This window comes from Ruegeria sp. H8 (assembly GCF_056532905.1).
In genome coordinates this window covers 100,276-123,064 of record NZ_JBQFNY010000003.1, presented here as the reverse complement: position 1 = coordinate 123,064, position 22,789 = coordinate 100,276, and the positions used below count along the sequence as shown (strand labels likewise).

The window sequence follows — 22,789 nt, the reverse complement described above, 5'->3', positions numbered from 1 at the left end:
CACCCAAACAAGGGTATGGCGCATGGCCGGTCACTGGATCTCGACCCGTCCGGTAGATGTCCGCGCCCGGTTCTGTGGGCGGTACATGTCCTCGACCGAGGCCGCCGGATGATGGAACACGCCAGGTGTCACGGCGCGCGCCACGTAGGCCAGCGTCACGGTTTCACGACCGGACAAATCAACGGCGGCCAGGAACCGGTCCGAGCGGAACTCGGTATGGGTGGCGTCGGACAGATCCAGCCAGTCCAGCGAGCGGACATCGCCCGAGCGCAGCAGGCTTGGGTTGTCAATCTCGATCCCGGCGGCCAGTGGATCGTTCACCATCAGCCGCGCACCGCCGTTTTCGAACGGTGTAACTTGCAGCACAGTGACGAACCGATCACCCACGGCAAAGCTGTCTGAATCGATCAGATCGCCATCCATCGAGTAATACCGCCGTTCGATTGCATAGCCGGTGCCGCCTGCCTCGGGCGGAATCTCAGGGATGCCTGTGACCGTCAAGGTGATATCCGTCGCCTGACCGTCGGCGGCCGTGACGTTGATCTCGTCCGCCTGTCCGGATTGCAGAACTTTCACGAACGGACCGGAAACCGGCGCCCCGTTGACCATCAAGCCCGACCCCGTTGGGTCAGACACAAGCGCGTGCGCCGCCAGCAATGACCACGTGGCCTCCTGAGTGGACAGCGGCGTGCGGCCCGTGCTCACCCGTTGGATCAAAGCATCGCGGTCAATCGCCTCGCTGCCCGCGTCCAGGGCAAGGCTCAACAAGCCCGCTGCATCCCGCAGGTGGGTGCCGTAGTCAGCGCGCCAGACGTTCTGTTGCTGGTTCTGTTGCCGATCCAGCATCCGCGCGGCACGGTTGAACATCGCATCCGCGCGGGTCTGGTCGCCGTAAGAGGCCAGAGCTGCGCCCAGTTGCGCCGCCGCCAGAGGGGTGTCGAAGGCATCCCCTTTGACATCCGCGTAATAGCGCAGATCGCCCATCGAGGCCGCGCCTTCCCGCGCAAGAACCATCAGGGCATAGGCTATGTCCTGACCGCCTTTGTCGAAATCAGGCGCGGAATTGACCCTGTTCCGAAGATTGTCCATCGCCTGAGCAAACGCCCGGTCCGGCACGGGATGCCCCTGAATGCGGGCACGGGACAGGAAATCGGTCACATAGGCGTCCAGCCAGAAATCCCCGCTGTCTGCGCGCCACAGGCCAAAGGCGCCGTTTGCGGCCTGACGGGTCAGGATACTGCGGATCGAATCGGCGATGCGTTGATCTACAACCGGGCCATCACCCAGCCCCGTGGCTTGCGCAACGGATGACAGGTACAGCAACGGCAGCGCTTTGCTGGTGATCTGTTCGGTGCAGCCATAGGGGTAATGGTTCAGCTGATCCAGCAGACCGGGCGTGTCGAATTTGGCCAACGCTCCGGCGGACAGGATGGCCTTGGCCGAACCCGGCTGGAACCCGTCAAACACATCCTGCGAAAACAGGAAGCTATCGCCTGCGCCCAAGGCAAAACGCCGCGTCTGTGCAATCACCGGGTCATTGGCCCGCACCGGCATGCGCAGGGTTTGCGACAGGTCGCGCCCATCAGGTGTGGTGATCGATACGCTGATTTCAGGATCGCCGATGGCGCTGGCCGTGATCGGGGTCTCGAAAACCGCCTTGCCACCGTCCTCCAGCACAAAGCTGGCCGGTGCCGCGCCCAGTTCCAAACCATCGGAGGCGGTCAGGCCAAGTGCCATTTCTCCGGATGTGCCATCCGCATGGACGATCTCAATACGCATCCGGCTTTGATCGCCCGGGGCAAGGAAGCGCGGAAGGCTGGCGGTAGCAACCACCGGGTCGCGGACGATCATTTCAGCTTCGGCCTGACCGACGGCTTTGCGCGACCACGCGACGGCCATCAGCCGGACGGTTCCGTTGAAGGCAGGAAGGGGAATGTCGATCTCAAACTCTCCATCCGCGCCGATCTCGACAGGGCCACTGAACACGGCCATCAGGTCTTGTGTCGGTGGCGGAGACTGGCGACGCATCCCGCTGTCATTGTCGCCGCCCGAGCGCACTGTGCCCATGGCTCCGTTCATGCCGTCGATCAGTCGCCCGTAGACATCCCGCAGATCAACACCCAGGCGGCGTTGCCCGAAATAGTATCCTTGCGGGTCCGGGCTTTTGAACCCGGTGAGGTTCAGAATGCCCACGTCGACGGCGGCCAGCGTCAGCCAGACCGGTTCGTCGTCCACGGTATTTTCGACCCTGATACGGGCTTTTTGCGTCTGACGAGGTGCGGTGACCTCGGGCACATCGACAATTACGGAAAGTCTGCGGTCCCCTGGATCGATGCTGGCATGGGCCACGCCCATCGCCCGCGCCGGGTTCCGACCGGCTGCAACATCCATTGGGCGGATCACGGTTGCGGTGACATAAGCCCCGGCGCCCCAATCCTGGGTCACCTCAATCGGGATCAGAGTTTCCCCTTCGGGCACCTCCACGATCTGGCGGTGGATCAGACGGTTCGAAAGGACTTCGATCTGAGCGACACCGGCCATGCGGGGCACGATCCGCAACTTCGCCGTATCCCCGATGCGATAACTGTCGCGATCCAACGACATTTCAAGCCGGTCCGGCGTGGTCGATGCATCGGCGGCCTGATACCAGCCCGCATAGAAATCGACGGCGGTTTCGGTATATGTTCCGTCAACTCGCTGCACCACCAGTTCATAGCGCCCCCATTCCACCGGTTGGGTCAGTGTCAGAGGGTCAGAGGAGACGTCCACTTCGCCGGTGGCGACACGGCTGCGGCGCGTTGTCGGTTCCCAGTTCCAGTCGCCGTGAAGCTGGTACCACTGATAGCGCGTTTCTATCTTGTTCAGCGTCCAGCGGAGATGCATCGGAATGGGCGTCAACTCAGGAGACAGGCCAACGATCTCGAATGCAGCTTCGGTGCCTTCCGGAATGACTTCGTCGAACAGAGGTTTGACACCAATAACAGGGTGCGGCGGCAGGACGGGCGCGGTCAGGCGACGCTCGACCGGGCGGCCTGAGCCATCGGCAAGCCGGGCGATGATTTCGGCCTCGATTGGCTTTCCCTCAGTCTCTAACACGGGGATTTTGACTGCTACGGTCGCGTGCCCCGTCGCGTCTGTGCGCGTGTCTCCGAAATATGTGCTCTTGATCGAGGTTTCTGCATCATAGCGACCAAAGCGATATCCGTCGTAGCCCGGGACCGTGTCCGCCGGGCGTGCGATGACCTGCCCGTCGATGCTCAGGTCCGACCCCGGCGCTCCAAACAGATAGCGCGCGTCGATCGAGAGCGGTGGGCTGTCGCCGGGGCGCAGGGGTGCGTCGGGCAGGGTCAGTTCGAAATCGATCCGTTCGGGCAGGAAATCCTCGACAAGAACGGTCTGACGCGCCAGCGCATCGCCTTTTGGATCGGATTTGATTTCAATTTTCCATGCGCCGCGCGGTACGTCTGCGGCCACGGGCAGGGCAAAGACATGGCCCCCGGCAACACCGCCATCCGAGACAGACCGGCGGTATTCCACCCCGTCCGGGCGATACAGGATCGCCGTCAGAGGCAGGCCCTCGATGGCCTGCGCCTTGCCATCGCGGGACAGGGCGGTGACATGGATCACTTCGCCGGCCCTATAGGCACCTCGGTCGGTGGTCAGAAAGACATCGACCGGCCCCGCCGGTGCGCGCCCTTCAACGCCGCGATCCGACAGGTCAAAGGCAGGATCGGTCAGCGAGAGAAAGCTGAAATCCCTATCATCGATTGCCGCTGTCACCAGAGCAGGCGCGCTGGCCCCCTTGCCGCGTGTCAGGCCCGGATCGAACCTTGCATAGCCGGTTTCATCGGTCTGTGCCGATGAGATGACGGCGTTCGCCCCTGAGATCAGCGAAACTTCGACACCTTCGCGCGGTGCCGCGTCGCTTAGCCCGCGCACGGTCACGTGCAGCCCGTCAGTGCCCAAGGCGGTGCTGATCCCCAGATCAGAAAGCACAAACCATTGCGTTGCGCCGGGATCGTCATAGGGATCGGCCTCCGGAACCCGGGCGGTCAATGCATAGATACCCGCAGGTTGATCCGAGATCGCTTCGGCCATGGGAAGACGTGCCGTCATGGTTTGGTTCAACTGGTTTGAAACCTCGGCAGTACCCGTCCAGATGTCTTGGGCAATCTGGTCCGAGAATTCTTCCTCCTGCCATTCGCTGAGCGGGCGGCCGAAAAAGTCCTGTTGCACGGCCCGCAACAGGTTCCGGTCGCTGACCCGCCGCAGGGTCAGGTCAAGTTCGGTGACATTGACCGTTTCGACGGGCAAGGCTGCGTCGGCAGATTTCGGAAGGACATAGCTGCGTCCGGGAAACCGAACCGAAGGCGTCCGGTCGCGTACATAATGGGTCAGTTCGATGCTGCGATTCAGTGCTTCGCCCGAGGCGGCAGGCAAGCCTTCGCGCAGCGTCAGGCGATAACGCTGGCCATGCGCGACCCCATCGATGCAAAGCTGGCTGTCTTCGGCCTGCACGACCAGCCCGTCGGCGTCACGTTGAACGAAGGGATCATAGTCAACCCCGGCCTTGACCAGTGATTCCGAGAATTCGATACAGATCCTGGGGGCTGCCGCATCGCTTTCGACCGAGCTGTCGACCACGCGGAAACCGTATTTGCCGATCGCTTTGTCCAATGCGGTCAGCACGTCTTCGCGCGGCTGCACCTGCTCGGCCAACCGAAGAACGGGAATCATGTCGCGCCCGCGCTCAACCTCTTCCAGGGCGTCCGCAAGGGTCACCAGGGCAGCGATCTGGGTGCCGGGGGTTTCGGCGCGCAGATAGCCATTGATCGACGCATTCAGCGCGCGGTTGCGCAGGTCGCGCCGCTCGTTCCAACCCGAAGGGTTCATGGCCAGCAGCAGGCGCGCATATTCCACCCAAACATCCGCGCTGTCGCTGAGCGACACGGCGACACCGGTCCACTGCATCGCTTGTGCGACACTGCCCGTGTCGCGCGCCGCATCCAGAACGGCCCGCAGATCATACCCCCCTGCCGGGTGCAGGAATCCCAGACCGCGGGCTTGTTTTCTTGCATGCCCCAGATCGCCAGAACTCAGGACGCTCAGCGCTTGTGCGCGCGTTTTTCCCAAGGTTAGGGTCTGTTCGCTGCTTGGCACCTTTTGCGCGGACAATGCGCCTTGATACGCCTCTTGTCGGTTCACGCCACTTTTGGGAAAGCAGGCATCGGATCGAGTGTTGTAGGTGAACGCCGTACATTGCGCGTTGGCCGAGCAGGCCTGAATACAGGACTTCAGATCGGTGTCGAACAACGGATCCAGATCCGACCCGTAAAAATCCGTGTCCCGAGAGGTGACATAGCGGAACTCGGGCACTGCACTCTGCGCCAGAACGGCAGCGGGAAGGATCAGAAGGCAAATTGTGTAAGTTATTGAAATAAAAACAAAGCGGTGCATCGTGCTCTCCTCTTTGCGCTCAACCTTGCATGGCGCGCGCCTGTAGCGCAACGGCTTAAACAGTTTTTCATTCTCTGTCGCGATGCTGAGATCCGAACGTCCCGGAATCGATCAAAATGAGTCTTGCAAACAAACTGGCACAGGAACGGCGTGCGCGTCTGGCAGCCGAACGAATGCTTGCCTTGAAACAGGCCGAACTTTCGGCTGCCAATCGCAAACTGGGCCAACACGCCATGGCGTTGACCAGGCGCATTGGTGAAACTCAGGCCGAAGTCGAAACCGTTCGTGGCGAAAACGAAAAGGTCAAATCCGATCTCACCGTCGCTCATGCCAAGATCGAGATTGCCGAACGCCGCCTTTGGCATTCGATCCAGACGATTCAGGACGGGTTTGCATTCTTTGACGGCGACAGCAGGCTCATTAGCGCAAACGCTGCATATCTCAGCGTGTTTGAAGGGCTGGATGAGGTGGCGCCGGGGATTTCCTACCAGCGCATTCTGCAATTGCTGACCACCGAAGGAATTGTCGATACCGGTGACGAAACTGCCGAGGAATGGCAGGCCAGAATGCAGGCACGCTGGAATCGGGCCAATCCACCTCCGATCGTCATGCAACTGTGGAACGGTCACTACATCCGCCTGATCGATCAGCGTGGCAGCGGCGGTGACGTGGTCAGCCTGGCGCTCAACATCACCGCGTCGGTCCGGCACGAATCAGAACTGAAGGCTGCCCGCGAACGGGCGGAAGCGGCCAACAGGGCCAAATCAGCCTTTCTCGCCAATATGAGCCATGAAATCCGCACGCCGATGAATGGTATCGTGGGTATGGCCGAACTGCTTGATGAATCTCCGCTGGACGAAGAACAGCGGCTCTATGTCAACACCATCCGCAATTCGGGTGAGGCATTGTTGGTTATCATCAACGACGTGCTTGATTACTCCAAGATCGAGGCGGACAAATTGGTTTTGCACCCTGAACCCTTCGATCTGGAGCGCTGCATTCTTGAAGTCGCAATGCTGTTGCAGCCAAGCGTGCGTGACAAGGGGCTCACGTTGCTTGTGGATTACGACCTGTTCCTGCCCACCCTTTTCGTGGGCGATCCGGGCCGAATACGGCAGGTTCTGACCAATCTGGTCGGCAACGCAGTCAAATTCACCACGGAAGGGCATGTCCTGGTCCGTGTGACAGGCGTTCCGCATGCCCAGGCTCAGACATGCGACATCCATGTTGCCATCGAAGATACCGGCATCGGTATCGATGCGGACAAGATCAACCACGTTTTTGGTGAGTTCAATCAAGTCGAAGATGAACGCAATCGCCAATTTGAAGGTACCGGATTGGGTCTTGCCATCAGCAGGCGCCTGATCACCATGATGGGCGGTTCGGTCTGGGTCGAAAGCGAACCGGGTCAGGGGTCCTGTTTCGGGTTCAGGGTGTCGCTGCCCACGGCAGAAGGCCCACAGCCCGAACCTCCGAAACTGGCGGATTGCGTGAAACACGTCATGGTGGTCGAGGATCTGGCCGTAAACCGTGCCATCTTGGCGAAACAACTTGGCCGTTTAGGAGCCGAAGTGACGGTTTGCGCGTCAGGGGCCGAGGCGCTGGCAGAAATGCATGACGCGATTGAACTTGTCCTGTGCGACCATGATCTGCCGGATATGGATGGCTTGGATCTTGCCGTCACCCTCAAAGACCGTGGGTGGGGCGACGCCTCGGTCATCGTGATGTCTGCAAATCCATCCCTGATCCACACGCACCCAGCCCGCGAACTGATCGACGGTGTGTTGCAGAAGCCGATCCCCAGGGCCGAGTTGTATTCCAGGCTCGTGGCTCTCAAGGACACTCCGCCGCCGGAACGTCGCTCGACGCAGCGAAAACCCGTCGCTGACGGCCAAGAAACCAAAGTCTTGGAAACAAGGCGCATGAAAGTACTTGCGGCCGAGGACAATCTTACCAACCAGCTGATCCTGAAAAAGATGGTCAAAGACCTGCATATAGACCTGCGATTTGCGTCCAATGGAATTGAAGCCGTTGAGATCTTTCAGGAGTTTGACCCGGACTTGATCTTCATGGATATTTCCATGCCAAAAATGGACGGCAAACAGGCCACTGCTGAAATCCGCAGGCTTGAGGTCGAAACAGGGCGTCATGTCCCGATCGTGGCCTTGACGGCTCATGCAATGGCCGGTGACGATCAGGGTATCCTGTCCGCGGGGTTGGATCACTACATGACGAAACCGCTGCGCAAAAACCATATTCATCAAATGATCCTGCAACACCAACCGGATGGCGTAAGCGAAGTCATGGACAATCACCTCGCCCAGGAACATGCACCCATGAGTGACCACCACCAGAATCCCACTTCATCTGGCTGAAAATATCCCGGGGAGCGCGAGGGGCTGGCCCCTCGCTCGGACCCACGGCCCGAAACCGTGGAAGGAAACATCAATCAGGCTGTCAGCGTCTCAGGCCGAATAAGGTCGAACAAAGACAGGTTTGTCCTTTTCCGACAGGTCAGCACGATACGCGTAACCGCCCGTTTCGAAATCCAGCAGGGCATCGGGGTCGGTCAGGCGGTGCTGAATGACATATCGCGCCATTGCGCCACGCGCCTTTTTGGCAAAGAAACTCACGATTTTCGGAGTGCCGTTTTTGTCTTCCATGAAAACCGGCGAGATGACGCGCAATTTCAGAGCGTTCGGGTCCACGGCGCCGAAATACTCCTGACTGGCGCAGTTGATCAGAACGTCGCTGCCGATCACGTTGCCTTGTGCGTTCAGAGCTTTGCTCAGCTGGTCGCGCCAATACTCATACAGGTTCTTGCCGCGCCGTGTTTTCAGCTTGCTGCCCATCTCCAGCCTGTAGGGCTGTATCGCATCCAGTGGCCGCAAGACACCATAAAGACCTGAGAGGATGCGCAGATGATCCTGCGCCCATGCCAGTTCGTCAGGATCAAGCGAAGCTGCTTCCAGACCCTGATAGGTGTCCCCCGCAAAGGCCAGCGCGGCCGGGCGCGTTGCTTCGGCGTCTGGCATGTCGGAAAAAGCACGATAGCGATCGCGGTTCAGACGCGCCAGATCATCGCTCAGACCCATCAGCTTTTTCAGATCGCCAAGGGTCAGATTGCGCGCGGTTTTGGACAGTCTGATCGCATCATCCTGAAAATCGGGCTGTGTGACTTCAACGTCCCGCTCTGTCCAGTCCAGCCGTTTGGCCGGAGAAATCACTACCAGCATACCTGCCCTCTTTTCTTACCTGCTCTGACGTATCTAGCCCGCCCCACGCAGCACGTCCAGAAAGGCGGTGCCAAACCTTTCGTGACGCCGGTCGCCCAGCACCTGTTCAAGCCCGCGCAGGTCATCCGGGCGCATCTGTGCCACCTTTGCCAGTTGCGAGGCCGAGCAGGTCAGAGGCTTGTCTATCCCGTCGGGACCGCGGGACAATTGGGACTGTACTTCCAGCAAGCGGTCATAGATGTCGCCCTGATCGCGACCGGCCAGCTTGCGGCGCGCCGGGTGCAACGCCTGGGCCTCGCCCGCGATCACTTCAAGGAAGGTGTCGCCATACCGTTCCAGCTTCTTGGCGCCGACGCCGCCAATCCGGGCCATCTCGTCCAGCGTCATGGGGCGCTTTTCCGCCATTTCGATCAGGGTGCGATCCGGGAAAATGACATAGGCCGGGACCCGGGCGGATTCTGCCAAAGCGCGTCTTTTGGCCTTGAGAGCCGACAGCAAGGGCGCATCTTCATCGGACACCATGGCTTTCACGGCGGGGCGACGGGTTGCCTTGCGCAGGGCGTCCTTGCGCAGGTTGATCTTTGCCTCGCCCTTGAGAATTGGTTTGGCGGCCTCGGTCATCCGCAAGGCCCCGTGGCGTTCGGGGTCGGGGCGCACCAGATCGTGCCCCATCATCTGGCGGAATATCGCCTGCCATTGCGCGCGCGACCATTCCTTGCCGATGCCCCAGGTGGACAGACCATCATGACGGCGCGCGCGGATCTTGTCGGTCTCGTTCCCCAGAAGAATGTCGATCAGGTGACCGCTGCCAAACCACTCATCGGTACGAAGAATCGCGGACAAGGCCATTCGGACGGGTGTTGTGCCATCAAACACTTCGGGCGGTGTATCGCACAGGTCGCATTTGCCACAGGGTGCCGCCTGTTCTCCGAAATAGCCCAGCAGGGTCTGGCGGCGGCATTCCAGCGCCTCGGCCAGCCCAAGTAGAGAATTCAACCGGGCATGATCCGCCATGCGGCGTTCGGGTGGCGCCAGCCCCTCGTCGATCTGGGACCGCCGCAGGCGGATATCGTCGGGGCCGAACAGGGTCAGGGTCTCGGCCGGCCCGCCGTCGCGGCCGGCGCGGCCGACCTCCTGGTAATAGGCCTCGATGGATTTCGGCAGGTCCGCATGGGCGACCCAGCGAATGTCGGGCTTGTCGATGCCCATGCCGAAGGCCACGGTCGCCACCACGATCAGCCCGTCCTCGCGCGCGAAGCGGGTTTCGACGATGCGGCGGTCCTCGGCCTCCATCCCGCCGTGATAGTGGCAGGCGCTGTGGCCCTGTTCGCGCAGCGCCTGCGCCAGCACTTCTGTCTTGTTGCGGGTGCCGCAATAGACAATACCCGACTGGCCCCGGCGCGCATCGGCGAAATCCAGGATCTGCTTGCGCGGGCTGTCCTTGGCGGCAAAGGCCAGGTGGATGTTCGGGCGGTCGAAGCCGCGCAGGAACTTGCGCGGAGGCGTGCCGTCGAACAGTTTCTCGACGATCTCGTCCTGTGTTTCGGCGTCGGCGGTCGCGGTGAAGGCGGCCAGAGGCACGTTCAGGGCGCGCCGCAACTCTCCGATCCGTAAATAATCAGGCCGGAAATCATGGCCCCATTGGCTGACGCAATGGGCCTCGTCCACCGCGATCAGGCTGACATTGATCCGCCGCAACATGCCCAGCGCCGAGCCCGCCGCCAGCCGCTCGGGCGCCATATACAGCAGTTTCAGCCGCCCGGCCTCGAGTGCCTCCCACACGGCGTCGGTTTCCTCGGGGGTGTTGCCCGAGGTCAGCGCACCGGCCTCGACCCCGGCCTCCTGCAACCCGCGCACCTGGTCGCGCATCAGCGCGATCAGCGGCGAGATCACCACCGTCACCCCGTCACGCAGCAGGGCAGGCAGTTGAAAACACAGGGATTTGCCGCCACCCGTGGGCATGATCGCCAGCACGTTCTGGCTGGCGGTTACGGCATCGACAATCTCTTCCTGCCCGGGGCGGAATTCATCGAATCCAAAGACATCTCGCAGCAAAGGCGCGGCGTCGAACATGTGCGGGGGTGCCCTGTTTCAAGATTTGACTGCTCTTGAAAGGACAATCACACAGTCGGAATCGGGGAACAAGAGGTCAGTAGAAATAGACCGCGTTGTTGATCAGGATGATCCGCAGCGCATAGACCCCGATCAGCACCACCAGCGGCGTCAGGTCCAGACCGCCCATATTGGGCAGGATGCGCCGGATCGGGCCATAGATAGGCTCTAACAGGCGGTTCAGCCCGTACCAGATTTGCGCGACCAGCTGTTGGTGCAGGTTAAGCACCTGAAAGTTGATCAGCCAGCTCATGATCACATGGGCCAGGATGATGAACCAGACAATGTCCAGGATCAGCAGCAGGATTTGGATCAGCGACAGCATGGGTTCTCCGTATTCTTGTTGGCCGAGACCTAAGCACCATGGCGACAAAGAGCAAGTGTCTGGCACTCAACGCTTGCGATTTGAATTAAAGCTCAGTCATATAATCGCAACGATAAACAGGGGCAGAGATGGCAGAAATATCCAAGCGCAGGCGCATCTGGGGCTGGTGGTTCTTCGACTGGGCCAGCCAACCCTACCACACCCTTCTGGTCACCTTTGTCTTTGGCCCATACTTCGCAGGCGTCGCCGCCGGGTATTTCACCGCTGAAGGGCTGGATGCGCAGGCGGCTGCGGCGCGCGCGCAGACTGTTTGGGCGAACTGTCTGACGATCACCGGGTTGATCATCGCTTTTGGCGCGCCGCTTCTAGGGGCGATGGCGGATGTCTCGGGGCGGCGCATCCCGTGGATATTTGCCTTTTCGGTCATGTATGCGGTCGGGTCTGCGGCGCTTTGGTACACGATGCCCGATGGCTCGAACATGTGGTTGATGCTGTCGGCTTTCGGTTTTGGCTTCGTCGGCGCGGAATATGCGCTGATCTTCATCAACTCGCAGCTACCCGATCTGGGTGATGACAGCGAAGTGGGCGAGATCTCGGGCTCGGGCTTTGCCTTTGGCTATTTTGGCGGACTGATTTCGCTGGCGATCATGCTGGCGCTGTTTGTGGAACAGCCAAACGGCAAAACCCTGATCGGGATGACGCCCGCCTTTGGTCTGGATGCCGCCACCCGGGAAGGCACGCGTTTTGTCGGCCCCTTTACCGCAATCTGGTTCATTCTGTTCATGGTGCCGTACTTCCTGTGGGTCCGCGATGATGCGGCGATAGACAGGAAAGGAAGCGTGGGTGAGGCGCTGCGCCTGTTGTCGAAATCAGTGTCTAACTTGCGCTATCGCGTCAGTCTGGCCAGTTACCTCGGTTCGTCCATGTTCTATCGCGACGCGCTGAACGGGCTGTACAGTTTTGGTGGTGTCTATGCGCGGCTGGTGTTGGAATGGGATCTGATCAAGATCGGAGTATTCGGGATCGTCAGCGTTCTCGCCTCGGCCGTTTTTGCGTGGATCGGGGGGAAGGCAGACAAGAAATACGGCCCGAAGCCGGTTATATTGGTGGCGATCTGGGTATTGATTTTTGTCTGCGTCACAGTGGTGTCGATGGACCGGACGCAGATCTACGGCATCGGCCTGCCTGACGGATCCAACCTGCCTGACCTCGTCTTCTTTGGCTGTGGTGTGCTGATCGGTGGCATGGGAGGCATTCTGCAATCGGCCAGCCGTTCGATGATGGTGCGCCACACCGACCTCGAAACCCCGGTCGAAAGCTTTGGTCTTTATGGTCTGTCGGGGCGCGCGACCGCTTTTGCGGCCCCGTTGTTGATCGGGATTGCAACAACCGCAACCGGCAGTGCGCGTCTGGGGGTGTCACCAATCATTCTGTTGTTTATTCTGGGTCTATTCCTGATGCGCTGGGTCAGACCTGAAGGGGATCAGAGCAGATGATTTTACTACGTTTTTTGGCACTACTGGTAATAACCGCGCTGGCGAATACGGCATCAGCGCAGCCCTTGGCAAAGCAGTTGTTCGGGGCACAGAAGGTAAGCTCGCAACAAAAAGCAGCGGCGTTCGGCAGTTATTCGCGCGGATGTGCGGCCGGATCGGTTCAATTGCCCGAGACCGGGCCCACGTGGCAGGCAATGCGGCTGTCGCGCAATCGCAACTGGGGGCACCCCGAAGCGATCGATTACGTGCAGGACCTCAGCCGGTTTGCAGCGAAACAGCCGGGTTGGAACGGTCTCTATATCGGGGATATCAGCCAACCGCGGGGCGGGCCAATGACTTCGGGCCACCGCTCGCACCAGCTGGGGCTGGATATCGATATCTGGATGCTTCCGGGTGACAACATGCGCCTGTCGCGCAAGGCGCGCGAGAATATTTCGTCTATATCGCTGCGCCGCTCGAACGGTGCCTACGTCAACAGCAACTGGACCAAACAGCACCACGCGGTGCTGCGCGAAGCCGCCAAGGACAAGCGCGTGGCGCGTATCTTCGTGTTCCCCGGCGCGAAAGTTCAGATGTGCAACGATGAAAAAGGCAACCGGGCCTACCTGCGCAAGATCAGGCCCTGGTGGGGGCATCACTACCACTTTCACGTGCGCCTGAAATGCCCAAGAGGATCAAAGGGATGCGTCAACCAGGATGCACCACCCAAGGGCGATGGCTGTGCCGAGGCGCAACAATGGGTGCGTAACATCCTGAACCCGCCGCCGCCCGACCCGAACGCGCCGCCGCCCAAGAAACGCCGGGAATATGTGCTGGCCGATTTGCCGAAGCAATGCGCCTCAGTCTTGCAATCCAAGTAGGTGCGGCACTGTTTCTGGCCACGGCGGCCCTTGGAGTGGATGTAAAAACCGCCACACATCAAAGCAGTTTTGCATGGCGTGACAAGGCGGATTGGTTCGGTGGATTCTCGGCGCTGCTCATTTCGGACAATGGGCAGCAGATGATGGCGCTGAGCGACCGGTCACGGTTGGTGACGGCGCGCATTGAGCGTCTTGATGGCGAGATCACCGGCATTCGCATTCTGGGGCAATGGCCGGTTCTGTCCAGCAACGGGCATCTCATGTCCGGCGGCGTTGGCGATTCCGAGGGGATTGCGGCGGCTCCTGACGGTGGGTTCTATATCTCATTCGAAGGGGTGCACCGCGTCGCCCATTACCCCGCACCGGGCACGAAGGCCCGTGTATTGCCACGCCCGCAGGCATTTCAGCATCTCGCCGACAACGGGTCCTTTGAAGGTCTGGCCATCGACAGGCGCGGGCGGCTGTATACGCTGCCGGAAACGAACCGCACTGCGGGCGGAGATATTCCCGTCTATCGCTGGAATGGCCAAGCCTGGTCGACCCCATTTGTTCTGCCCCAGCGTGGTTGGTTCAAACCGGTTGCCGCTGATTTCGGTCCTGATGGGCGGTTCTACGTGTTGGAGCGAAACCTCTCGGCAATCGGCTTTCGCTCGCGCCTGCGGCGATGGGATCTGACAGGCGACGTGCCAAACGCCGAGGAAACCCTGTTCGAAACCGGAACCGGCGCCCATGACAACCTCGAAGGCTTGTCGATCTGGCGGGATGATCAGGGACGTTTGCGGGCCACGATGATCTCGGATGACAACTTTCTGGCACTGCAACGGACCGAGTTGGTCGAGTATCTGCTGCCCGATTGACACGCGGCAGATGAAGGTCTAAACGCACAGCCTGCCTTGGGACGGTCCCTTGGCCAAGTCGCCGCTACCTTGTCAAAACGGGCATCAAAAAATGCAACGCAACTATATTCCCGGCATTCTTGCCATGGCCGCCATCGTCGTGGCCTCGAACATCCTGGTCCAGTTCCTGATCTTTGATGGCCTGTTGACTTGGGGTGCCTTCACCTATCCGCTGGCCTTTCTGGTCACCGATATCATGAACCGCGTCTACGGTGTGGGCCCGGCCCGCAAGGTTGTCTTCGCGGGCTTCGTCACCGGGGTGATCTGCTCGCTGATCGGCAGCCAGATCATGCTTCAGGGCGACGGGTTCACCTATGCCGCCGTGCCGCTGCGCATCGCCGTCGCCTCGGGCACCGCGTTCCTGATCGCACAGCTGACCGACGTCACAGTGTTCAATGCCATGCGCGGCGGTCAATGGTGGCGTGCGCCGCTGGTCTCGACCCTGGTAGGTTCAGCGCTGGATACCGCGATCTTCTTCACCATCGCCTTCTCGGCCTCGGTCACCTTCTTTGGTGCCGATGCGGATGCGGCCATCAATTGGGCGTGGGAGCCCGTGCCCTTCATGCTGTCGGGCCCCGAGGCGCCGCTGTGGGTGACGCTGGCCTTTGCCGACTGGTTGGTGAAACTGTCGCTGGCCCTGATCGCGCTGATCCCGTTCAAGGTGATCGTTGCGCGACTGACCGCTGCACAGCCTGCGTAAAAAAGTGCTTTGAGAATGGCGCATCTTGTGTCACGCTACTTTTCAACCGCAACAGATAGAAAAGGAGGTGATCCAGTGTCGAGAAAGAGATTGGAGAGAGGTGTCGGAACAACCGGGGGGAAAGCCTGCTAGGGCAGCCCTTGGCCGAGCGTACGCTCCGGCTGGTCGATTGATCTAACCGACCCGACCTCCTGAACTTTCGAAGGGCCGTCCCATCGGGGCGGCCCTTTCTGTTTTTACCCGCTCCAGCTATGGTCTTGCCCATGTTGCGCATCTCTGACGATATCACTCTGCAAGACTGGGAAATGACCGAGAGCTTCATGCGTTCCTCCGGGCCTGGCGGGCAGAATGTGAACAAGGTCTCGACCGCGGTCGAGCTGAGGTTCGAGGCCGCGCGCTCACCCTCGCTGCCCGATCCGGTCAAGGCGCGGCTGAAACGGCTGGCCGGGCGCCGATGGACCAAGGATGGCGCGATCATCATTCAATGCGAAGAAACACGTTCCCAAGCCCGCAACAGAGAAATTGCGCGAACAAGGCTGGCCGAGCTGATCGGCAAGGCGCTGGTCAAACCCAAGCGGCGCATCGCGACGAAACCCACCTATGGTTCGGTCAAACGCAGGCTTGCGGCGAAAAAGGCGCGGGGCGACGTCAAGGCGCTGCGCGGCAAGGTGTCCGAAGATTGATCTGGCATCTCGTCCGGGCGTTGATAGTCTGGCCTGCAAAAGGTGCAGGAGAGTAACACCATGAGGCTGGAGGGAAAAACCGCAATCGTCACTGGCGGTGCATCCGGGTTTGGTGCGGGGATCGTAAGGAAGTTCCTGGCCGAAGGCGCGCGTGTCATGATCGCTGACATCAATGGCGATGCTGCGCATGAGCTCGCAACCCGGCTTGGGTCCGAGGCGGTTGACCAGCAGGTCGATGTAGGCGAGGGCGCTTCGGTTCAGAAGATGGCGGATGCGGCTTTCTCAACCTTCGGCCATCTGGACATACTTGTGAACAACGCCGGTGTGACCCACTTGCCGGCGCCGCTGGAAGAGGTAAGCGAAGCGGATTTCGACCGTGTTTTCAACGTGAACATGAAATCCGTCTATCTGACCGCCCGCGCATTGGTTCCACCTATGAAGGCGCGCGGGGCGGGTTCTGTACTGAACGTTGCTTCAACCGCGGGCCTGTCACCGCGCCCGAACCTGAACTGGTACAACGCTTCCAAGGGCTGGATGATCACCGCAACCAAAACGATGGCGGTCGAGCTCGCCCCGTCCGGCGTGCGGGTGAACGCGATCTGCCCGGTTGCCGGGGAAACGCCGCTATTGAAATCCTTCATGGGCGAGGATACGCCCGAAATCCGTGCCAAATTCCTGTCGACCATCCCGTTGGGCCGCTTCTCAACCCCCGAAGATATGGCCAATGCCGCCTGTTTCCTGTGTTCGGACGAGGCCAGCATGATCACCGGCGCCGCGCTCGAGGTGGACGGAGGCCGATGCATCTGACCCGCTCTTCATCTGGCCAAAAATATCCCCGCCGGAGGCAGCGCGCGCCAGCGCGCTTTCCCGCTCAACCGCCGAGGCTTGCATGATCCCCGGACCCAGAAACCTGATCACGGATGTCCCCGGCCTGAAGGTCGGCAACGCACAGAACGCAACTTTGAAATCAGGCGTCACCGTCCTGACCGGCGCGCAACCACTCCGAGCCTCGGTGCATGTGATGGGTGGCGCTCCCGGCACACGCGAGACAGATTTGCTGGCCGCCGACAAGACCGTTGAAAAGGTGGATGCGATCGTGCTTTCGGGCGGGTCGGCCTTCGGGCTGGATGCCTGTTCGGGTGTCATGGACGCGCTGCATGCCCAAGGCCGCGGGTTTCAGGTGGGTTCCGCCGTGGTGCCGATCGTGCCCGGGGCGATCCTGTTCGACCTGCTGAATGGCGGCGACAAGGCGTGGCACGAGAATCCCTATCGCGCATTGGGCCGTGCGGCGTTCGAGTCCGCGTCGGACCGGTTCGAACTCGGAACAGCAGGTGCAGGAACCGGGGCTTTGACCGCGATGCACAAAGGCGGGTTGGGTTCGGCCTCGGTTGTTTTGGACAGTGGTGTTACCGTTGGCGCATTGGTTGCGGTCAATCCGCTGGGCAGTGTCACCACGCCGGGTGACAGGCATTTCTGGGCAGCCCCCTTTGAAGTGGGCGGCGAGTTCGGTGGGTTGGGGCCTGATCCCAATGCCGGACTTGGCCAATCAACGGTCAGTCGCAAAGCGCAGGTGATGCAGTCCGCGAACCCGGACAAGGCCAATACCACGATTGCCATCGTTGCGACGGATGCGGCCCTGACCAAACCGCAATGTCAGAGACTGGCCGTTTCCGCCCATGACGGTATTGCCCGTGCTATTGTACCCGCCCACACGCCGGGGGATGGTGATCTGGTATTCGGGGTCAGCACGGGCGCGCGGGGTGTCGCAACCGACACCGAACCAGGTGTCATCGGGCATGCGGCCTCGCTGTGCCTGGCGCGAGCCATTGCGCGCGCCGTTTATCTGGCGACTCCGGCCGCGGGCGATCTGTTGCCTTGCTGGTCCGAGGTACATGACAAAAGTTAAGGACATCCTATTTGTCGCAGTGGCACAGTAAGCGCGCGCGGCAATCTGCGCGTTGACTCTTTTTTGCGCCGACGGTCCATTCGGTGCAGCCAATTTCTATCGGAGCAAAAGCTATGAATCGCATCCTCGCTACCGCAATCGTCGGCCTTCTGGCCCTTCCTGCTTATGCTGAAGGCGACGCTGAGGCGGGCAAGAAAACCTTCAACAAATGCAAGTCCTGCCACATGATCGCCGACCCGGCAGGCGAAGTGATCGTCAAGGGCGGCAAGACCGGCCCCAACCTCTATGGAATCGCGGGTCGCACCGCCGGTACCGTTGAGGGTTTCAAATACGGAGACAGCATCGTTGCCGCCGGTGAGAAGGGTCTGGTCTGGGACGAAACTACTTTTGTCGAGTATGCTCAGGACCCCAAGGCATTTTTGAAAACCTATCTGGATGATACATCCGCCAAATCGAAAATGACCTTCAAGCTGAAAAAGGGCGCCGAAGACGTCTATGCCTATATCGCAAGCGTGTCGGGTGAATAACACCTGATACTGTGCACCACTGCACAAGGACCAAAGGCCGCAGCCCCTGCGGCCTTTGGTGCGATTGATAACAGTGTGGAACAGCGACACTTTGAAGTCAGACGGCGGATTGCCAAGCAACGCCGCAAAGCCAAGCCGATCCGGCAACAGCTATAATCAAAATCAGGGCTCGTCAGGCGGATTGGCAGCAGGAGAGGACAGATGGGTATCATGATCCCAGCTTGGGTCGATGGTGAGTTGACCCCTGTAGACAAGCTTGAAGTTCACGAGAAGGGGCTCAAGCACAAGGCTGTGTCGGTTTTTGTCGTACGGGGGACCGAGATCCTGTTACAGCGTCGCGCATTGGGCAAGTACCACACGCCCGGCCTTTGGGCGAACACCTGCTGTACGCATCCCGATTGGGACGAAAGCTCGTCCACCTGTGCCGTGCGCCGCCTGCGTGAAGAGCTGGGGATCACGGGCCTGTATCCCGAATACCGACACCGGCTGGAATATCACGCCGATGTGGGCAACAGCATGGTGGAAAACGAGGTTGTCGACGTCTTTCTGGCCCATGTCCGCGGCTCGCTGAAAATCGCGCCCAACCCGGATGAAGTCATGGATATCCGTTGGATCGACTATCACGATCTGTTGGCCGAAGTGAAACGTCACCCGGATCGTTTTACGCCCTGGTTGAAGATATATCTTCACAACCACGCGGACACGATTTTTGGCCCGGATCTGATCATTTCTGCCAAATCATGACCGCGGCTGGAAATCCGTGCCTTGCAAGGGCGGCGCAAGCCGCCTAAATCAACGCGTCATGGCCAAGCAGAAGACAGACCCGAATTACAAAGTGATCGCCGAAAACCGGCGCGCCCGCTTCGATTATGCCATCGAGGACGACATCGAATGCGGTATCGTTCTGCAAGGATCCGAGGTCAAATCCCTGCGCGCGGGTGGCTCCAACATCGCGGAAAGCTATGCCACCGTCGATGATGGCGAGCTCTGGCTGGTCAACAGCTATATCGCGCCATACGAGCAGGCCAAAGTGTTCAAGCACGAAGAACGCCGCCGTCGCAAGCTGCTGGTGTCCCGCAAACAGATGTCCGATTTGTGGAATGCAACCCAGCGCAAGGGCATGACGCTGGTGCCGCTGGTTTTGTATTTCAACCACAAGGGGTTGGCCAAGATCAAGATCGGCATCGCCAAGGGTAAGAAAACCCATGACAAGCGCGAAACCCAGGCCAAGCGCGATTGGTCACGGCAGAAACAGCGTTTGTTGAAAGACCACAGCTAGAACGCCATCGCAGCCTGTACCGCACGTTGCCAACGCTCATAAGCCGCATCGCGTTCGACTTGTTCCTGCGTTGGCTCGAATCGGCGGTCCAGCGCCCATGTTTCCGCAAACCCGGCCTGATCCGAATAAATTCCGGCTTTCATGCCTGCCAGCCATGCGGCGCCCAGGGCTGTCGTCTCTTGCATGACAGGGCGGTCCACAGGCGCGCCAAGACAGTTCGACAGGCCTTGCATGGTCCAGTCAGACGCGGCCATCCCGCCATCGACGCGCAGGATGACATCGGCATCGGCGCCCCAGTCGCCCTGCATGGCATGCCACAGGTCGCGGGTCTGGAAGGCGATGCTTTCCAGCGTGGCGCGGGCAATCTCGGCCCGGCCGGAATTGCGCGTCAGCCCGAACAGCGCTCCGCGACAGTCAGGTTTCCAATAAGGCGCCCCGAGGCCGGTGAAGGCGGGCACAAGCACCACATGCTGGTTCGGATCGGCCTGAGCCGCCAGTTCGCCGCTTTGTGGCGCCGCATCAATGATCTGCAACGCGTCGCGCAGCCATTGCACTGCGGCCCCCGCTATAAAGATCGAACCCTCCAGCGCATAAGTTCGTCGGCCGTCCAGTTGATACGCGATCGTCGTCAGCAGGCGGTTTTTCGACTGAACCGGCTGTGCGCCGGTGTTCAGCAGCGCAAAGCAGCCCGTGCCATAGGTTGATTTCATCATACCGGGCTGGAAACAGGCCTGCCCGATGGTGGCGGCTTGCTGGTCGCCTGCAACGCCCAGAATGGGAATGTCGCCCCCGAGCAAAGTGGTGGTTCCGAAATCCGCGGCGCAATCCTTCACTTCGGGCAAAAGGTTCAGGGGCACATCCAGCAGGTCGCAAATCTCGGCGCTCCACGTGCCCGAGTGAATATCGAACAGCAGAGTACGGGCGGCGTTGGTGGCATCGGTTGCATGAACACAGCCTTCGGTCAGCCGCCAGATCAGGAAACTGTCGATCGTGCCGAACAGCAGGTCTCCGGCTTCTGCGCGCTCGCGGGCGCCCGAAACGGTATCCAGCAGCCATTTGACCTTGGTGCCCGAGAAATAAGGATCTAGCAGCAGACCGGTCTGAGCTGTGACGTCATCCTCGCACCCGGCCTGTTTGTAGCGCGCGCAGATATCGGCGGTGCGGCGGTCTTGCCAGACGATGGCATTGTGGATGGCCTTGCCGGTCTGTTTGTCCCAGACGACCGTCGTTTCGCGCTGGTTGGTGATGCCGATACCGGCAATCTGATCCGCTGAAACACCGGTGGTTTCCATCACCTCACGGCACACGTGCAGAACGCTGGACCAGATATCCTCGGGGTCGTGTTCAACCCAGCCTTCCTGCGGAAAGTGCTGAGGAAACTCCTGCTGGGCGGTGCCAACAGGCCGCATCTGCGCGTCAAACAGAATGGCGCGCGAGGATGTGGTGCCTTGATCGATTGCCAGAATATGGGTCATTTCCGCTCTCCCCCGGTATCGTTTTGCCGGACTTTAGCGCAAACAATGGCGAAGGGGCCAGCGCAGAAATCAGGCCGGATTGACAGGAATATTGTCGATCAGGCGGACGCCGTCGGCCCAGGCCGTGACAAAAAGGCGGGCGGGCTGGGTGGCGCTGGACAGGCTTTCCAGTGTCTCGGCACAGCGCAGGTCGACATACTCGACTTCGGAAAACCCGATATTCAGCAGGGTTTCCTTGGCATCCTGCGCCAGCATGGCAAAGTCCGCGCCCTTGGCCAAATCGTCCGCCACCTGCCGCATGACGCCGTTCATTTGCTCTGCGATCTTCAACCCTTGGGGGGAAAGAAGAAGATTGCGCGACGACATCGCCAGGCCCGAAGGTTCTCGGACGGTCGGGCAGCCGATCACCTCGATTGGGATGTTCAGATCGCGCGCCATCCGGCGGACAACCAGCAGCTGTTGATAGTCTTTTTCCCCGAAATAGGCTCGATCCGCCTGTGTTTGCAGGAACAGTTTGGCGACCACCGTGGCCACGCCTTCGAAATGTCCGGGGCGGAAAGGTCCTTCCATCACGTCGGTCAGACCGGCAACCGATACCGTCGTCAAAAAACCTTCCGGATAGATTTCCTGCGGGTCCGGCACATAGATCGCATCCACGCCATACGGGGCCAGCTTTTGGGAGTCTTCATGTTCGGTGCGAGGGTAATTTGCCAAGTCTTCGGGATTGTTGAACTGCTTGGGATTCACAAAAATCGTCACGATCACCCGGTCGCAGCCCTGTTTCGCAGCCTGCGCCAGTGACAAATGCCCCTCGTGCAGCGCACCCATGGTCGGAACCACGCCGATCACCTCACCGTTTCGGCGCCATGTAGTGGTGTTGGCATGCAGCTCGGCCAGAGAGCGCAGAATCGGTGCGGTCATGTATTTTGTCCTTTGGCCGGAGCCTGATCGGCAAAGACATGTTCGTCCGCCGGGAAGGTCCGCGCGCGGACTTCGGCCGCGTATTCCGCGATGGCCGCTTCGGCCAACGGACCAAGCTCGGCATAGCGTTTGACGAATTTGGGTTTGAAGGCGGTGAAAAAGCCCACCATGTCGTCCACGACCAAAATCTGCCCGTCACAGCCCGCAGATGCACCGATGCCGATGGTCGGGATTGCAATCTCTTCGGTGATCTGGTTCGCCAGACCTTGGGGCACTTTCTCCAGAACGACCGAGAACGCGCCAGCCTCGGTCACGGCGCGGGCATCCGCCATGACGGCTTCAGCCTGCTCGTCACGGCCCTGCACCTTGTAGCCGCCCAGCGTGTTGATCGACTGCGGCGTCAGTCCGATATGAGCCATCACCGGGATGCCTCGTTTCACCAGAAAGCGAATGGTTTCAGCCATCTCCACACCGCCTTCCAGTTTGACCGCGCCTGCATTTGTGTGCGCCATCAGGCGTGCGGCATTGCGAAAGGCCTGTGCCGGGCTTTCCTCATAGCTTCCGAAAGGCATGTCGATGACTATCATCGCACTTTCCAGGCCGCGTGATACGGCCTGACCATGCAGGATCATCATCTCCATCGTGACCCCCAGCGTGGATTCCAGCCCGTGCAGCACCATGCCGACGCTGTCACCGACCAGCACGAAATCGCAATGGGCGTCCATCAGGCGCGCCATTGGCGTGGTATAGGCGGTCAAAGAGACCAGAGGTTCGCCGCCTTTTCGGGCGCGAATGTCCTCGGCGTTCGGGGCTTTCTTGCGGGCGGTGGCGCTCATGGATCGCTCCTGCAGTATTATGTTGCAGTGCGGCATAGCAGATCGGGAGGGGCCGAAGAAACCCCGGTTGCGCGAACATT

Annotated in this window: 18 protein-coding genes; 11 read left to right on the top strand and 7 right to left on the bottom strand. The window is 60.3% G+C overall.

Annotation, left to right across the window (positions count from 1 at the left end; genetic code table 11):
• Positions 1–30 precede the first annotated feature (30 nt).
• Entirely contained in the window at positions 31–5,457 is a 5,427-nt protein-coding gene (locus tag ACR0A2_RS10105; RefSeq protein ID WP_480834925.1) for an alpha-2-macroglobulin family protein, read from the bottom strand.
• A gap of 116 nt (positions 5,458–5,573) precedes the next feature.
• Between ACR0A2_RS10105 and ACR0A2_RS10100 the strand changes: the two genes are divergently transcribed.
• Positions 5,574–7,832 carry a response regulator gene (locus tag ACR0A2_RS10100; protein ID WP_480834924.1) on the top strand — a complete coding sequence of 753 codons (2,259 nt, stop codon included), beginning with the start codon at positions 5,574–5,576 and terminating at the stop codon, positions 7,830–7,832.
• A 90-nt stretch (positions 7,833–7,922) separates the two neighbouring features.
• Here ACR0A2_RS10100 and yaaA read toward each other — a convergent pair whose 3' ends face one another.
• The 3 genes from yaaA to ACR0A2_RS10085 all read right to left on the bottom strand — a co-directional run bounded on the left by yaaA (position 7,923) and on the right by ACR0A2_RS10085 (position 11,130).
• The gene (yaaA, locus tag ACR0A2_RS10095; RefSeq protein WP_480834923.1) at positions 7,923–8,693 is read right to left on the bottom strand and encodes a peroxide stress protein YaaA; all 771 of its coding nucleotides are present in this window, start codon (positions 8,691–8,693) and stop codon (positions 7,923–7,925) included.
• Positions 8,694–8,726: 33 nt separating this feature from the next.
• The gene (gene recQ / locus ACR0A2_RS10090) at positions 8,727–10,766 is read right to left on the bottom strand and encodes a DNA helicase RecQ (RefSeq protein ID WP_480834922.1); all 2,040 of its coding nucleotides are present in this window, start codon (positions 10,764–10,766) and stop codon (positions 8,727–8,729) included.
• 76 nt (positions 10,767–10,842) lie between these two features.
• Positions 10,843–11,130, bottom strand: a complete 288-nt coding sequence (locus ACR0A2_RS10085; protein WP_005980077.1) for a YggT family protein — start codon at positions 11,128–11,130, stop codon at positions 10,843–10,845.
• Positions 11,131–11,258: 128 nt separating this feature from the next.
• Here ACR0A2_RS10085 and ACR0A2_RS10080 point away from each other — a divergent pair, with 128 nt between their 5' ends.
• The 10 genes from ACR0A2_RS10080 (at position 11,259) to smpB (ending at position 19,477) form a co-directional block, all read left to right on the top strand.
• Positions 11,259–12,626 carry an MFS transporter gene (locus tag ACR0A2_RS10080; protein WP_480834921.1) on the top strand — a complete coding sequence of 456 codons (1,368 nt, stop codon included), beginning with the start codon at positions 11,259–11,261 and terminating at the stop codon, positions 12,624–12,626.
• Positions 12,623–13,486 carry a penicillin-insensitive murein endopeptidase gene (mepA, locus tag ACR0A2_RS10075; protein WP_171117055.1) on the top strand — a complete coding sequence of 288 codons (864 nt, stop codon included), beginning with the start codon at positions 12,623–12,625 and terminating at the stop codon, positions 13,484–13,486. The genes ACR0A2_RS10080 and mepA overlap by 4 nt, the downstream gene beginning before the upstream one ends.
• Positions 13,459–14,343, top strand: a complete 885-nt coding sequence (locus ACR0A2_RS10070) for an esterase-like activity of phytase family protein (RefSeq protein WP_480834920.1) — start codon at positions 13,459–13,461, stop codon at positions 14,341–14,343. Before mepA ends, ACR0A2_RS10070 begins: the two co-directional genes overlap by 28 nt.
• A gap of 91 nt (positions 14,344–14,434) precedes the next feature.
• Positions 14,435–15,082, top strand: a complete 648-nt coding sequence (locus ACR0A2_RS10065) for a queuosine precursor transporter (protein ID WP_171640194.1) — start codon at positions 14,435–14,437, stop codon at positions 15,080–15,082.
• Between the two features lie 263 nt (positions 15,083–15,345).
• Positions 15,346–15,765, top strand: coding sequence for an alternative ribosome rescue aminoacyl-tRNA hydrolase ArfB (gene arfB, locus ACR0A2_RS10060; protein WP_171229972.1), 420 nt, complete (start codon positions 15,346–15,348; stop codon positions 15,763–15,765).
• Positions 15,766–15,825: 60 nt separating this feature from the next.
• On the top strand, positions 15,826–16,572 hold the full coding sequence (locus ACR0A2_RS10055; protein WP_480834919.1) for an SDR family oxidoreductase: 747 nt from the start codon (positions 15,826–15,828) through the stop codon (positions 16,570–16,572).
• Between the two features lie 82 nt (positions 16,573–16,654).
• Positions 16,655–17,671 carry a P1 family peptidase gene (locus ACR0A2_RS10050; protein ID WP_480834918.1) on the top strand — a complete coding sequence of 339 codons (1,017 nt, stop codon included), beginning with the start codon at positions 16,655–16,657 and terminating at the stop codon, positions 17,669–17,671.
• Between the two features lie 113 nt (positions 17,672–17,784).
• Positions 17,785–18,198 carry a c-type cytochrome gene (locus tag ACR0A2_RS10045; protein WP_171172089.1) on the top strand — a complete coding sequence of 138 codons (414 nt, stop codon included), beginning with the start codon at positions 17,785–17,787 and terminating at the stop codon, positions 18,196–18,198.
• Between the two features lie 201 nt (positions 18,199–18,399).
• Positions 18,400–18,942, top strand: coding sequence for an isopentenyl-diphosphate Delta-isomerase (gene idi, locus ACR0A2_RS10040; protein ID WP_152459448.1), 543 nt, complete (start codon positions 18,400–18,402; stop codon positions 18,940–18,942).
• 58 nt (positions 18,943–19,000) lie between these two features.
• Complete coding sequence (gene smpB, locus ACR0A2_RS10035) at positions 19,001–19,477, top strand: SsrA-binding protein SmpB (RefSeq protein ID WP_152459447.1); 477 nt, start codon at positions 19,001–19,003, stop codon at positions 19,475–19,477.
• On the opposite strand, the gene glpK is transcribed toward smpB, so the two are convergent.
• The 3 genes from glpK to panB all read right to left on the bottom strand — a co-directional run bounded on the left by glpK (position 19,474) and on the right by panB (position 22,709).
• Entirely contained in the window at positions 19,474–20,952 is a 1,479-nt protein-coding gene (glpK, locus tag ACR0A2_RS10030; RefSeq protein ID WP_480834917.1) for a glycerol kinase GlpK, read from the bottom strand. The two genes, smpB and glpK, sit on opposite strands and share 4 nt — an antisense overlap.
• A gap of 69 nt (positions 20,953–21,021) precedes the next feature.
• Positions 21,022–21,873: a pantoate--beta-alanine ligase gene (gene panC, locus ACR0A2_RS10025; protein ID WP_480834916.1), complete on the bottom strand. Its 852-nt coding sequence runs from the start codon at positions 21,871–21,873 to the stop codon at positions 21,022–21,024.
• Entirely contained in the window at positions 21,870–22,709 is an 840-nt protein-coding gene (gene panB, locus ACR0A2_RS10020) for a 3-methyl-2-oxobutanoate hydroxymethyltransferase (RefSeq protein WP_480834915.1), read from the bottom strand. Before panB ends, panC begins: the two co-directional genes overlap by 4 nt.
• Between the last annotated feature and the right edge of the window lie 80 nt (positions 22,710–22,789).